The 12,336-nt window shown below is 42.0% G+C and carries 14 protein-coding genes; 9 read left to right on the top strand and 5 right to left on the bottom strand.

Annotated elements, in window-relative coordinates; genetic code table 11:
* Positions 1–19: 19 nt before the first annotated feature.
* A complete protein-coding gene (locus ACE1CI_RS08865; RefSeq protein ID WP_413264413.1) occupies positions 20–334 on the bottom strand; it encodes a slr1957 family protein in 315 nt (104 codons plus the stop codon).
* A gap of 329 nt (positions 335–663) precedes the next feature.
* Here ACE1CI_RS08865 and ACE1CI_RS08860 point away from each other — a divergent pair, with 329 nt between their 5' ends.
* The 5 genes from ACE1CI_RS08860 to ACE1CI_RS08840 all read left to right on the top strand — a co-directional run bounded on the left by ACE1CI_RS08860 (position 664) and on the right by ACE1CI_RS08840 (position 6,599).
* Positions 664–2,211 carry an ABC transporter ATP-binding protein gene (locus ACE1CI_RS08860; RefSeq protein WP_413264414.1) on the top strand — a complete coding sequence of 516 codons (1,548 nt, stop codon included), beginning with the start codon at positions 664–666 and terminating at the stop codon, positions 2,209–2,211.
* Between the two features lie 286 nt (positions 2,212–2,497).
* The gene (locus ACE1CI_RS08855; protein ID WP_413264415.1) at positions 2,498–3,412 is read left to right on the top strand and encodes a COX15/CtaA family protein; all 915 of its coding nucleotides are present in this window, start codon (positions 2,498–2,500) and stop codon (positions 3,410–3,412) included.
* 96 nt (positions 3,413–3,508) lie between these two features.
* Entirely contained in the window at positions 3,509–4,492 is a 984-nt protein-coding gene (locus tag ACE1CI_RS08850; RefSeq protein ID WP_413264416.1) for a heme o synthase, read from the top strand.
* A gap of 304 nt (positions 4,493–4,796) precedes the next feature.
* Positions 4,797–5,861 (top strand): oxidoreductase, encoded by a 1,065-nt coding sequence (locus ACE1CI_RS08845; protein ID WP_496615347.1) that lies wholly within the window; start codon positions 4,797–4,799, stop codon positions 5,859–5,861.
* A 324-nt stretch (positions 5,862–6,185) separates the two neighbouring features.
* Complete coding sequence (locus ACE1CI_RS08840) at positions 6,186–6,599, top strand: hypothetical protein (RefSeq protein WP_413264418.1); 414 nt, start codon at positions 6,186–6,188, stop codon at positions 6,597–6,599.
* A 171-nt stretch (positions 6,600–6,770) separates the two neighbouring features.
* Here ACE1CI_RS08840 and ACE1CI_RS08835 read toward each other — a convergent pair whose 3' ends face one another.
* From ACE1CI_RS08835 to ACE1CI_RS08825, 3 genes are read right to left on the bottom strand one after another with little or no spacing between them, the layout of a single operon-like run.
* Positions 6,771–6,980, bottom strand: coding sequence for a 2-oxoisovalerate dehydrogenase (locus ACE1CI_RS08835; protein WP_413264419.1), 210 nt, complete (start codon positions 6,978–6,980; stop codon positions 6,771–6,773).
* A 26-nt stretch (positions 6,981–7,006) separates the two neighbouring features.
* Positions 7,007–7,222 carry a type II toxin-antitoxin system HicB family antitoxin gene (locus tag ACE1CI_RS08830; RefSeq protein ID WP_413264420.1) on the bottom strand — a complete coding sequence of 72 codons (216 nt, stop codon included), beginning with the start codon at positions 7,220–7,222 and terminating at the stop codon, positions 7,007–7,009.
* 48 nt (positions 7,223–7,270) lie between these two features.
* The gene (locus ACE1CI_RS08825) at positions 7,271–8,680 is read right to left on the bottom strand and encodes a protein kinase domain-containing protein (protein ID WP_413264421.1); all 1,410 of its coding nucleotides are present in this window, start codon (positions 8,678–8,680) and stop codon (positions 7,271–7,273) included.
* Between the two features lie 200 nt (positions 8,681–8,880).
* Between ACE1CI_RS08825 and ACE1CI_RS08820 the strand changes: the two genes are divergently transcribed.
* Genes ACE1CI_RS08820 through ACE1CI_RS08810 form a run of 3 tightly spaced genes read left to right on the top strand, consistent with a single transcriptional unit; the run spans position 8,881 to position 11,230 of the window.
* Positions 8,881–9,900: an ABC transporter ATP-binding protein gene (locus ACE1CI_RS08820; protein WP_413264554.1), complete on the top strand. Its 1,020-nt coding sequence runs from the start codon at positions 8,881–8,883 to the stop codon at positions 9,898–9,900.
* Positions 9,901–9,951: 51 nt separating this feature from the next.
* Positions 9,952–10,833, top strand: a complete 882-nt coding sequence (locus ACE1CI_RS08815) for an ABC transporter permease (RefSeq protein ID WP_413264553.1) — start codon at positions 9,952–9,954, stop codon at positions 10,831–10,833.
* A 31-nt stretch (positions 10,834–10,864) separates the two neighbouring features.
* On the top strand, positions 10,865–11,230 hold the full coding sequence (locus ACE1CI_RS08810; RefSeq protein WP_413264552.1) for a hypothetical protein: 366 nt from the start codon (positions 10,865–10,867) through the stop codon (positions 11,228–11,230).
* 55 nt (positions 11,231–11,285) lie between these two features.
* Here the strand turns inward: ACE1CI_RS08810 and ACE1CI_RS08805 are convergent, their stop codons facing one another.
* Positions 11,286–11,723 carry a peroxiredoxin gene (locus ACE1CI_RS08805; protein WP_413264551.1) on the bottom strand — a complete coding sequence of 146 codons (438 nt, stop codon included), beginning with the start codon at positions 11,721–11,723 and terminating at the stop codon, positions 11,286–11,288.
* A gap of 168 nt (positions 11,724–11,891) precedes the next feature.
* Between ACE1CI_RS08805 and ACE1CI_RS08800 the strand changes: the two genes are divergently transcribed.
* The gene (locus ACE1CI_RS08800) at positions 11,892–12,302 is read left to right on the top strand and encodes an Npun_F0494 family protein (RefSeq protein ID WP_413264550.1); all 411 of its coding nucleotides are present in this window, start codon (positions 11,892–11,894) and stop codon (positions 12,300–12,302) included.
* Positions 12,303–12,336 lie beyond the last annotated feature (34 nt).

Below are 12,336 nucleotides of genomic sequence, written 5' to 3'. Positions count from 1 at the left end.
CCCAGTCCCCAGTCCCCAGTCAATCTAAGTCGAATTGTCCTACAGTAACCGCACAAAAGGCAAAAGCTAACACAATCGGAATAGGGCATTTCATCACAGCACTAGCAATTGTCGCACTAATTGTTACTAGCACAGCAGCGATCGCCCAAACTCTTTCTTGCGGACTCAAACCTTTATTTTCTTTAATTTCTCTTAATTCTCTGCTAGGAATTGGTTCCGGCATGACTGCGCCGGGAGGAAAAGCCCAATAGGTATTTTTACCATCAACTACTAAATCTGTCCAACCGTTATCTTCACACCATTGGTTAACCCATTCATCAGCAAAATGTTTCATTTCAATTCCTCCCAATCCAGCAATTAAGTTAGGTTATCTAGCGATCGCTAACAGCACTCGACCATTAGCGAACTAAAGTCAGAAAGTGTTAATTCCCTTAAATAGTTAGAAGACTCTTACCAAGCTGTCTAGCACTGCTGTGTTCTGAACAGGTTAGCAAAAGCTAGACTTATACGAAAGTAAAAGATAATAAATTTAATGAACGGATTACCAAACCTTAAGAAAGAATAAGAACTGCGACTACTCAGGCAAAAAAAAGTTACCGATGAACATACTAAGCTTGATACAAAATGAAATACTAATTACTTCTCCCTAATTGAGGTAATCCCATGACTGCCACTACTTCCAATGTAATGATAGAAACAACCAAACCACCAAAGTTAGAAGTAATTGGCATGACTAAACGGTTTGGTAACATGACCGCGTTAGATAATGTTTCCATTACTCTTAAACCGGGAACATTTCATGCTTTACTGGGAGAAAATGGCGCAGGTAAGAGCACTTTGGTGAAGTGCATTATGGGTTTTTACACTGCTGATAGTGGGCAGGTGTTAATTAATCAACAACCGCACAAAATCAGCAGTCCTCGTGATGCCCATAAATACGGCATTGGCATGGTATATCAGCATTTCACCTCCATTCCGGCAATGACGGTAGCAGAAAATTTGGTACTCTCTTCTTTTGAAGGCTCCCATATTATTAATTGGGAAGCTGAGTACGATCGCCTGATCTTATTCATGAACTCCGCACCTTTTCATCTTGACCTACATACACCAATTAGCCAATTAGCCGCCGGACAGAAACAGAAATTAGAAATACTTAAACAGCTATATCTCAAAAGTCGGATTTTAATTTTAGACGAACCTACCTCAGTATTAACTCCCCAAGAAGCAGATGAAATTTTAGGCTTATTACGACAAGAAGTAATAGCCGAAAAATTAAGCGTATTGATGATCAGTCATAAATTCCGCGAAGTAACTGCCTTTGCTGACGAAGTGACAGTATTGCGTAAAGGAAAATTGGCAGGTTCCGGGACAGTAAAAGATCTCTCTGTTTCCGATATGGCACAGATGATGATGGGAGAAAAACGCGAATCTCAACCAGTTGAAAAACAAGCAACTGTCGCCAAAGTCCCGGTATTAGAAGTGAGGAATTTGCATACTAATAAAGATAATGGATTAGAAGCTATTGGCGGAGTAAATCTCCTAGTTCATGCTGGCGAAATTGTCGGAATTGCAGGCGTTTCCGGTAACGGTCAAAAAGAATTAGTCGAAGTATTAGCAGGTCAACGTCCGGCAACTGCGGGAGAGATTTTGGTGAATGGGGAACATTACAAAGCTACTCGCGCCGAAATGTACAAATATCAGATTTACTCCTTGCCAGAAGAACCGTTAAAAAATGCCTGCGTACCTAATATGAGTGTGGCGGAAAATTTGGCGTTACGCACGTTCGATCGCCCACCCCAAGCTGTAGGCGGATGGTTACTAATTAAGAAAATAATTAGTCAAGTAGCCCAAGGTTTAATTAAGCAATTTTCCATTAAAACACCCTCACCAGACACCCCCATTGCTAACCTATCTGGCGGCAATGTCCAACGTGCAGTTTTAGCCAGAGAACTATCATCAGACAAAGTTAAATTATTGATTGCCGCTAATCCTTGTTTTGGCTTAGATTTTGCCGCTGTAAGTTTCATTCACAACCAAATTGTAGAAGCCAGAAATCGCGGCGTAGCTGTTTTATTAGTCAGCGAAGATTTAGACGAAATCTTAAAAATTGCCGATCGCGTCATCGTCATCAGCGAAGGTAAATTTGGCTACGAAAGTGCGATCGCCGATGCCGATGTCGTAGAAATTGGTAAACGCATGGCAGGACATTAGGGAGATGGGGGGATGGGGGGATGGGGAGATGGGGAGAATAATTTTACTAATTCTTCTACTCCCCCTACCTCCCTACCTCCCCACTCCCTCTTCCCAGTCCCCAGTCCCTAGTCCCTAGTCCCTAGTCCCTACATTAAGAAATATAAACACTGAGAACTGAAAATTACCTAAAGCTTTTGGGCAAAACTCGATCCCGTAAGTAAAGTGTTAACTAGTGCCTTAGCTGGCTATCAGCTGAGCGATCACTCAGCAGTAACTTAACACTTGGAGTTGGAAGGTACAGATTATGACAGAATCTGTGTTGCAGCAGGATCGAAGTAATTCCGCGATCGTCCCAGTAGAGATTATCCGTCGCTTGGTGTGGAAAATTGCGATCGCCACCTTCCTGTTAATGGCAGTAGGAAGTGCGACAAGGGTAATGAACGCCGGATTAGCTTGCCCTGATTGGCCTTTGTGCTATGGTCAATTAGTGCCCAGTCAACAAATGAACCTGCAAGTTTTCTTAGAGTGGTTTCATCGGTTGGATGCGGCTTTAGTGGGGATTAGTACGATCGCCTTAGTTGGATTATCCGGGTGGTATCGCCAACAAATACCCAAATGGTTGCCTTGGGCATCATTATTCGCCCTCTTCTTAATACTTTTCCAAGGCATTCTCGGCGGTTTAACTGTTACTCAACTATTACGATTCGATATCGTCACCGCACACTTGGGAACAGCATTGTTATTTTTTGTTACCCTGTTAGTAATCGGCACCTCACTATTGCCCTACAAAGGCACAAATACTGCAAAAAAATTAGCCTGGATCAGCTTAGTTGCTGCCTTTTTGATTTATTCCCAAAGTCTTTTAGGCGCATTAGTAGGTTCACAATGGGCGCTACATCAATGCTTATCTGACTCTAGTTTATGTACAGTGATGAATAATCACATTGCTGGAGTTGTTCCCGCAACTTTGGGAGTTTTAGCAGTCGTAATTGTAGCGTGGCGAACAGCAGGACTGCACCCAAATTTGCGATTTTTAGCTAACATTTCTGGCGCATTGCTGGTATGCCAAATTGCTTTAGGAGTAGCGACTTTCCGATTGCGTTTACAAGTGGAACCATTAACAGTAAGTCACCAAGCAATAGGCGCAGCTTTACTCGCAACACTGGTAATTTTCAGTGTTTTAGCATGGCGCGACAGTAAGTTAGTAACAAATGGATAATGGGCGATTTGTAGTTGGGAAAAAGTTACTATTTATACTTTACCAATTACCGATTACCTGTTAGTAATTAGTAATTATCAAAGGACACTAGAATTCATGCAAGAACTTATTGCAACTGGGGTTTCTCGTCAGCATCAAAACTTTAAAGAAGTAATCCAAAGTTATTACCAATTGACGAAACCTCGGATTATTCCACTACTACTAATTACCACAGCAGCTAGTATGTGGATGGCATCAAATGGCAGAGTCGATCCCTTTTTGTTAGTAGTAACTTTATTGGGTGGAACTCTGGCAGCTGCATCAGCCCAAACCTTAAATTGCATTTACGATCGCGATATTGATTATACAATGGAACGCACCCGCAAGCGTCCGATTCCTTCGGGAAAAGTTCAAACTCGCCACGCACTTATTTTTGCGATCGTCCTTGGGGTTTTATCCTTCACCTTGCTAACAGTTTTCGCCAACTTATTAGCCGCTTTGTTAGCAATGTCCGGCATAGTTTTCTACATGGCAGTTTACACCCATTTACTCAAACGTCATACTACCCAAAATATCGTTATTGGTGGTGCTGCTGGTGCAATTCCCGCTTTAGTAGGATGGGCAGCAGTCACAGGTGATTTAAGTTGGTCAGCGTGGATGTTATTTGCCATAGTTTTCCTGTGGACACCGCCACATTTTTGGGCATTAGCATTAATGATTCGCGAAGATTACGCCAAAGTTGGCATTCCCATGTTACCCGTAATCGTAGGAGAAGAAGAGACAACCAGGCAAATTTGGGTTTACACCTTAATCATGGTGGCATCAACTTTTCTGCTAATTTATCCTTTGGGAAATGTGGGGATAGTTTATGGTGCGGTCGCAACTATTTTAGGATGGAAATTCATTCAAAAATCTTGGCAATTATTACACAATCCCAGTGATATTCCCTTAGCGCGATCGACCTTCAAATACTCCATCATCTACATGATGTTGTTGTGCTTAGGAATTGTCGTAGATACCTTACCGGAAACTCATTCCTTAACCGCAATTTTGGTAGAGAATCTGCAAACCATAATTAGCGCCATTCCAATTTTGCAATAATTGTAAAATTAGGAATTAAATTAACTCAGATCTTGCATAACTAGGAGGTTCCACCTCCTTTGTCCTCGTTCCCAGGTTCAACAAATGGAACGAAAAATAGAGGCTCTGCCTCTTGGTGCCAGATCTGAGTTAATTTAAATTAAGATAACCCCCCTTTGTTTGCGGTTTATCACTTTTTTTGTAGCCATCTTTACTGCTTTCGATAAAACCAAAATCCCTCCAAAGATAGACCGAGATTATGAACCATTTTGGCGTTCCAGGCTTTTAATGAAGAAGTAGTTTTTGGAATTAGAAATCCTCAACCATGCCCCATTTATTTGAGCCATTTAATCAACGTGGCGTTACTTCTCGGAATCGCATTGCAGTTTCCCCGATGTGTCAATATTCCAGCCAAGATGGATTTGCCAATGACTGGCATTTAGTTCACCTCGTCAGCCGAGCCGTAGGAGGGGCAGGGATTTTGATCGCTGAAGCCGCAGCAGTAGAGCCGGAAGGAAGAATCACACCGCAAGATTTGGGAATCTGGCAAGATGCACAGATCGAAATGTTGGCACGAATTGTCGAGTTAATTCATGGTAACGGTGCCATTGTGGGAACTCAACTAGCTCACGCGGGTCGCAAAACCAGCACCACTCCACCTTGGGAAGGCGGAAATGTGATTCCCGAATCTCAAGGAGGATGGGCGGTAGTTGCGCCGAGTGCCATTCCTTTTAAGCCCGATCGCCCCGATCCGATCGCACTGAGCACGGAAGCCATCCAAAAGCTAACCCAATCCTTCGTAGATGCGGCTAAACGCTCCCTAACAGCCGGATTCGACTTGATCGAGATTCATGCTGCTCATGGCTACCTGCTCCATGAATTTCTCTCACCCTTGAGCAATCATCGAAACGATGAGTACGGTGGGAGTTTTGAGAATCGCATCCGGTTTTTGTGTGAAGTTGTGCAAGCGGTGCGAAACGTTCTGCCCGATCGAACTCCGCTTTGGGTTCGTATTTCTGCTACCGATTGGGTGCCTAATGGTTGGGATATAGAACAAAGTGTGGAACTGTGCAGTAAATTAAGCTCTTTAGGCGTGGATCTAATCGATTGTTCATCGGGTGCCATTGTGCCGGGTGAACAAATTCCAACAGGTGCAGGCTATCAAACCCCCTTTGCCGATCGCATCCGTCGAGAAGCAAACATCGCCACAGGAGCAGTTGGCATGATTACCTCACCCGCACAAGCAGACCATATCATCCGCACAGGTCAAGCAGATATAGTGTTACTGGCTAGAGAAATGTTGCGCGATCCTTACTGGGCAATGCGGGCGGCAAAACAATTACATCAATCAGTCCCATCTCCAGTTCAATATCGTCGCGCCTGGAGCTAATTTCCAAATTCGTTCATCAGCTTGGGTGAAAATTGATTTGCCTCAAGCTTTAGCACTGGATCTGCCCTCTGGATTATCTTCAAGTAAAAATACAATTTCAGCGGTAGTAGGATTAACCGATCGATCGCTTTTTAATGGTATTTAATCGTAACTGACTGGCAAAAAACACCCCCTGAATAATTACAAAACGTCGATTAAATCTATCTACCGAAAGAGGTAATTTAAATAATAACTTACGACAAAAGAATCTCCATCTAAAGAGCGGTTTACCCATGAGTCAAATCAAGTACAAGTAAGATATTAAAACTCACGGAGATGTATTCTATGAAACTGAATTATTTTACAAAAGTAGCACGGAGAATCGCTACAGTTCTGTTTTGTGTGTGTGCGATCGCCTTCACTTGGCAAGGTGCATTCCTCTCGAACAGCGCCGCTATAGCCGCACCTGCGACAAACTTGTTTGCAGTAGCAGATAATCCCAGTGAATTTGCTGAAGCACATAAGGATTTTGTCAGAGATGCAGCTGACAAAGTTAAGAAAACCGCAAACGAAAATGCTAGAAAAGTTGATGAATCAACAGACGGCGGTAATTTCATAGAGCGGAAAGCAAAGAGAGATCGCGATCGGATCGAAAGAACAGCCGACGATCACGCAGCTAAAACTGAAAAAGCGATCGACAAATCAACCAACGCTTTTGAGCGCACAGTTGAAGGCATCAAAGATGCTTTTGGCGGCTAGAAACTGAAAGCTTTTAAACTATTCGTAGGGTGCGTTAGTGACAACGTAACGCACCATTTCATTAGTTTGGTTCCTTAAGATAATTGGTAGCTTTTAGTTGATGGCTAACTTCATAACCTAAATGAGCAAGAAGTTTAACTAACTCTTCACCAGACAAGTCTCGCGGAAGTTTCACGAAGCAAATACCTCATCACGGACTATATGTAAACGAATGATTTTCGGACGGTTTTTTTCATCAGGAAAATGACAGCGAACAGCATCACGAACCATTTCCCGCAAAGTTTCTAAATTATCAGCTTGAGTGAAAATTGATTCGCCTAAAGCTTGAGCATTGTACCCAACCTCTGGATCGTCTTCTACTAAAAATACAATTTCAGTCATGGTGGGATTATTCGATCGATCGCAATTTAATAATAACGGAAAATGGCATTAACCTCTGCAATTATCGCCGCTGCTGGTAAGTCGATCGCATCAGGTTGTAAATACAGTTCAATAGCCTCACGAATATTTTCTAAAGCTTCTTGTTGACTTTCTCCTGCGGAAGTGCAACCAGGTAATTCTGGACACCAAACCGCATAATCTCCTGTTTCTAGATCTGGTTCAATGATGACGCGCCATTTCATTAGTTTACTTCCTTAATGCGTAATCGCTCTCTTCTCCAAGATTAACCTTTAAAGCCCACAACTTTCAACATGAGCAAATAAATAACGAAACACCCAAAAATCCCCATTTTCACCCCATCGCCTCCCAATAATTACGCTTTTTGCTGGCAAATGTCCTACAGGAGCATTAAGATTAAAACTCAAACCATAGTAAGATTTACAAACATATTTATAACCACCCCAATTACTTACCCGACTGCACCATCCCACTGCTACGCCAAAACTTTCAGTATTTTTTTGCACATCTTGCCAAATTCGTTTTTGAGTACTAAAACCAAAGCGTCCGTTACTATAGTTCTTCCAAAGTCGATCGACATTACAAAGGAATTCACAAGGCAATTGTTGAATGTTTTCTACAGTTAGCAAACCCTCTGTTTCTCGCTGTGACACTAGGAGAAAAAGGTTGGCGGTTTCTTCATCAGCTTCTCGCCATTTTCCATCAGCTAAAAAGTTCCTCAGATTAGCGTAATTTATCCCCGTTTGGGTAAAATTAATAATTGTAGAAGAAGGAGAATTAACAGGCGGATTCAGTTCTTGCAAAACTTCCTCAGCAGATTGATATCTATCTTTCACAAAATCTTGAGTTAACTTATCTAAAACTTCCCCTAATTCAACATTGAGCGTTTGATTAAATGGTATGCGATCGCGCCACTTCCAACACCCATTCAACCCATCGTAAATATCATCGCTTCCATCTTCTTTCGGCAAACAATTAGTTAACAACCTAATACAAGTTACACCCAAACTATATAAATCACTAGCCGGAAAAACTTGACCCCGCATTTGTTCCATTGGCGCATATCCAGAAGTACCAACCATCGTCCCAAGTTTACTTAAAACTGTTCCCGTCACCTGTTTAGAAACCCCAAAATCAATTAACATTAATTTGCCGTCTTGACGACGCATAATATTTTCTGGTTTAATATCTCGGTGAATTACGCCTCGTTCATGAACAAACTGCAAAACAGGTAACAATTCATGCAATAATTGTGTAATCTTTTTCTCGCTAAAAGCTCCTTGTTGATGCAATTCCTGTAGTAAATTTTGCCCTTGAATAAACTCTTGTACTAAATACAAACGTTTATTATCTTCAAAATAAGCAATCAATCTGGGAATTTGGGGATGTTCGCCTAAATCAAATAATCGTTTTGCTTCTTGTTTAAACAGTTCTGTTGCTTTTTCTAGTGCTGCTGTTCCTTCAACTTGAGGTACAAATTGCTTGATTACACAAGCATCATTCATTTTATGAGTGTCTATAGCCTGATAAGTCCTACCAAATCCTCCTTCGCCCAAAAGTTGCAACACCCGAAAGCGATTTTTAAATAAAGAATTGAGAGATTGAGAACCGCAACTTTGGCAAAATTTATTACTATCAGGATTGAATGGATTCGAGCAACTGGGATTAGAACAGTAAAGCATATTTAAGAATTAGCTGAGTACGCCTAAACTTATTTTTCCCAGAAACTCCTGAAAATTTGACTTAGGTACGTTGTTGCGCTTGGGCGCTAGTTTTTAGCGCCCAAGCGCAACAACGTACCCATCTCGACACCACCGACTGATTTCCCGACCCCGCTACAATAAAATTAAAGATTGTTGCGAATTATTAAATTGGGACAACTATGGCTCCCGCAGTGATTATCCAAAATCTCCAAAAAAGCTACGGCAACACCAAAGCCGTGAAGGATGTATCCTTTCAAGTAGAACCGGGAGAAATCTTTGGTCTTTTGGGGCCAAACGGTGCAGGCAAAACTACTACAATTAGATGTCTCTGTACCTTGACGATGCCAGATGCAGGCAAAATCGAGGTTTCCGGCATTTCGGTAATTAACAACCCCAAGCAGGTGCGTCAACGTATCGGTTACGTCGCCCAAGAAGTCGCCCCCGACAAAATTCTCACGGGAAGAGAACTGCTGCAACTGCAAGCTGCACTCTACCATTTACCGGGTAAGTTTGCCAAAGAACGGATCGACGCAATGATCGATACTTTGGGTTTGCAGGAATACGCAGATAAAAAATCTGGAACTTATTCCGGTGGTATCCGCAAGCGGTTAGACTTGGCAGCAGGGTTATTGCACAAACCAGATCTTTTGGTTTTGGACGAACCAACGGTAGGATTAGATATCGAAAGTCGAGTGGTAATGTGGGATATTCTGCGTCAGTTGCGCGATGCGGGAACTACGGTTTTACTCACAAGCCACTATTTGGAAGAGGTTGATGCTTTAGCCGATCGCGTCGCTATCATCGATAAAGGTGTGGTAATTGCTTCCGGTACTCCTTCCCAGTTGAAGGATCGCGTGGGTGGCGATCGCGTTACTCTCCGCATCCGCGAGTTTTCCCCAATGGAAGAAGCCGAGAAAGCTAAAGATATGTTGAAATCTTTGCCGTTTGTGCAAGAGGTGATTATTAATAACGCTCAGGGTAATTCCTTGAATTTGGTGGTAACTCCGCAAAATGATGCTTTAATTGTGATTCAACAAGCTTTACAAGCGGCTGGTTTGCCTACTTTTGGAATTGCTCAATCTCGCCCTAGTTTGGATGATGTTTATCTGGCGGCTACTGGTAAAACTTTGATGGATGCTGAGTTGGCGGCTGTTAGTAGTCGAGATTTGAAGGCTGAGAAAAAGCAAAGTATGAAATAAGATTTTTTTGAACCGCAAAGGACGCAAAGAACGCGAAGGAAAGAGAAGAAAATGAGTAGTACTTTAAGTCCAAAGTCTGTTAATTTTGAATCAGAGAAGGTTTCTGAAGCAAGTTCTTCTGGGTTTGTGGGAGAGTTTGTTCAGGAAACTTTGGCTTTGACTCGTCGGTTGTTTATTCAGCTGCAACGTCGCCCTTCTACTTTGATTGCTGGAGTGATTCAACCTCTGATTTGGTTGATTTTGTTTGGGGCTTTGTTTCAAAATGCACCCAAGGGTTTGTTTGGTAATGATACTAATTACGGTCAGTTTTTGGCAGCAGGTGTGATTGTTTTTACTGCGTTTAGTGGGGCGCTAAATGCAGGGTTGCCTGTGATGTTCGATCGCGAATTTGGCTTTTTGAACCGTTTGTTAGTTGCGCCTTTGGCTAGTCGGTATTCGATCGTCTTTGCTTCCGCAATCTTTATCATTACTCTTAGTGCTGTTCAGACGATCGCGATCGTCGCTACTAGCGCTTTTTTAGGTGCAGGTTTACCTGATATCTTGGGTTTAAGTGTGATTGCTGTCATCATTCTTTTGTTAGTATTGGGTGTCACTGCTTTAAGTTTGGGTTTGGCTTTTGCTTTACCTGGACATATCGAATTACTTGCAGTGATTTTTGTTACTAACTTGCCTTTGTTGTTTGCCAGTACCGCTTTGGCTCCCCTTTCTTTTATGCCAAAATGGTTGCAGTTTATTTCCTCTCTCAATCCCCTGAGTTTTGCTATTGAACCCATTCGTTACCTTTATTTGCACAGCGATTGGAGTCTTGCTAGTGTAGTGATGCAAGCTCCTTGGGGTAATGTATCATTAGGCGGAACACTCCTAGTACTTTTAGTGCTTGATGTAGTTGCATTTTTAAGCATTCAGCCTTTATTACGCCGGAGATTTGCTTAATCTGTATTAAATAGTGAGGAGGAAAATTAAAATGCAATTTAAGTTTCTCACCAAAATAGCTTTAGGCTTATTAGCAGGAACAACTTTCTCAATTTTGCTATCGCCAGAAACAACTTTGGCTCAAAATTTGACAACCGATCCTAGTCAAGACTATCAAAAACAAGGGGATGCAATTAACGGTGGAACAGGTCAAACTTTTGACCCTCTTAATTTAATCCATAACTCTAATTTGCGTCCCAGTCAATCGCTCGAAGAATTTAATCAGGAACAAAAGCAAAATTTAGATGAAGCTGCTACTCAGTTCCGCGCTATACAACGCCAACGGCTGCAACTTCCCGATCGCTTGATCGATCGCCTAAACCCCAACACTCCCACTGAAAACACTACTACACAATGATGTACACAGATCCCCGACTTCACAGAAGAAGTCGGGGATCTCACGCTTTAAAAAATTACAAACCTAGTGCTGCTAAAATATCTTGAGCATGAGTGGCCGTATTCACTGAAGCATCAACATGAACGATCTTGCCATCGGGACTAATTACATAACTAACTCGCTTGGCATAACCACCACCATCAACATCATAAGCTTTAATTAGCTCTTTATTAGAGTCAGCTAAAAGGGGAAAATTGAGATTGTATTTCGCTGTAAATGCTTGGTGCGAAGCTTCATCATCTGCGCTGACTCCTAATACCACCAAATCTTTGTTTTGGTAATCTGATTGAGCATCACGAAAACTACAAGCTTGTTTGGTACAGCCAGGAGTGTCGTCTTTGGGATAAAAATATAACACCACTGTTTTACCTACAAAGTCAGATAGCGAAACAGTATTACCATTGGTGTCTTTGACTGTAAATGCGGGTGCATCCGTACCGACTGCTAAAGCCATGATCTAAGCTTCCTCGTTAGAAATCAATTGATTCTCAATCTGGATTTTACAATATTTTACATTTATCATAAACAGGAAGTTTTGTAATCCCGGTCACTGCTCCAGACCAAAAAGACTTATGATAATAAATAAACGTTGAGTGTTCGATCCCCAAAACCTTTCTTATCAATGAATTCGGTAAAACAAAAGGCAGCTAATTCTCTTTCCTATTCCCAAAAAACCATCGAACGTGCAGAGCGATCGCTGCGTGTATCCCCCTTCCGATTGCTATTATTCACCACCATGCGATCGCGAAGTGTAGACTTTCAAGAAATTGTTGGCGTTAATGGCAACAAAAACCAATTCACCAAACGCCAACTCTCAGAACTGATCGCAGATAACTCTTTACTTTGGCTGATTCAAGTCGGAGTTTTGCGCCGCGAAGTAGATGGACAAGGCATTACTAATAGCTTTCGTCTCACACCAATGGGACATGAAATCATTGCCAAATTATCTACTCAAGGTGACGAAATACCTCCAGCTTCTTGGCGCGATCGCATCTATAACTTTTTCACTAGATGGCTGAAATTGCCTCTTTAAACTTTCTCTTTTCTTCGCTGGTTGATTCCAAATT

Origin of the sequence: Floridaenema flaviceps BLCC-F50, from assembly GCF_041929275.2 — a bacterium.
Lineage (GTDB): Bacteria > Cyanobacteriota > Cyanobacteriia > Cyanobacteriales > Aerosakkonemataceae > Floridanema > Floridanema flaviceps.
Note: the sequence above shows the minus strand (reverse complement) of the source record. Positions and strands in the feature narration are given on the sequence as shown.

What these genes read in the sequence shown, in the direction of transcription:
- ACE1CI_RS08865 (WP_413264413.1), bottom strand. Translation starts at nt 334, where the DNA reads ATGAAACATTTTGCTGATGAATGGGTTAACCAATGGTGTGAAGATAAC.
- ACE1CI_RS08860 (WP_413264414.1), top strand. Translation starts at nt 664, where the DNA reads ATGACTGCCACTACTTCCAATGTAATGATAGAAACAACCAAACCACCA.
- ACE1CI_RS08855 (WP_413264415.1), top strand. Translation starts at nt 2,498, where the DNA reads ATGACAGAATCTGTGTTGCAGCAGGATCGAAGTAATTCCGCGATCGTC.
- ACE1CI_RS08850 (WP_413264416.1), top strand. Translation starts at nt 3,509, where the DNA reads ATGCAAGAACTTATTGCAACTGGGGTTTCTCGTCAGCATCAAAACTTT.
- ACE1CI_RS08845 (WP_496615347.1), top strand. Translation starts at nt 4,797, where the DNA reads ATGCCCCATTTATTTGAGCCATTTAATCAACGTGGCGTTACTTCTCGG.
- ACE1CI_RS08840 (WP_413264418.1), top strand. Translation starts at nt 6,186, where the DNA reads ATGAAACTGAATTATTTTACAAAAGTAGCACGGAGAATCGCTACAGTT.
- ACE1CI_RS08835 (WP_413264419.1), bottom strand. Translation starts at nt 6,980, where the DNA reads ATGACTGAAATTGTATTTTTAGTAGAAGACGATCCAGAGGTTGGGTAC.
- ACE1CI_RS08830 (WP_413264420.1), bottom strand. Translation starts at nt 7,222, where the DNA reads ATGAAATGGCGCGTCATCATTGAACCAGATCTAGAAACAGGAGATTAT.
- ACE1CI_RS08825 (WP_413264421.1), bottom strand. Translation starts at nt 8,680, where the DNA reads ATGCTTTACTGTTCTAATCCCAGTTGCTCGAATCCATTCAATCCTGAT.
- ACE1CI_RS08820 (WP_413264554.1), top strand. Translation starts at nt 8,881, where the DNA reads ATGGCTCCCGCAGTGATTATCCAAAATCTCCAAAAAAGCTACGGCAAC.
- ACE1CI_RS08815 (WP_413264553.1), top strand. Translation starts at nt 9,952, where the DNA reads ATGAGTAGTACTTTAAGTCCAAAGTCTGTTAATTTTGAATCAGAGAAG.
- ACE1CI_RS08810 (WP_413264552.1), top strand. Translation starts at nt 10,865, where the DNA reads ATGCAATTTAAGTTTCTCACCAAAATAGCTTTAGGCTTATTAGCAGGA.
- ACE1CI_RS08805 (WP_413264551.1), bottom strand. Translation starts at nt 11,723, where the DNA reads ATGGCTTTAGCAGTCGGTACGGATGCACCCGCATTTACAGTCAAAGAC.
- ACE1CI_RS08800 (WP_413264550.1), top strand. Translation starts at nt 11,892, where the DNA reads ATGAATTCGGTAAAACAAAAGGCAGCTAATTCTCTTTCCTATTCCCAA.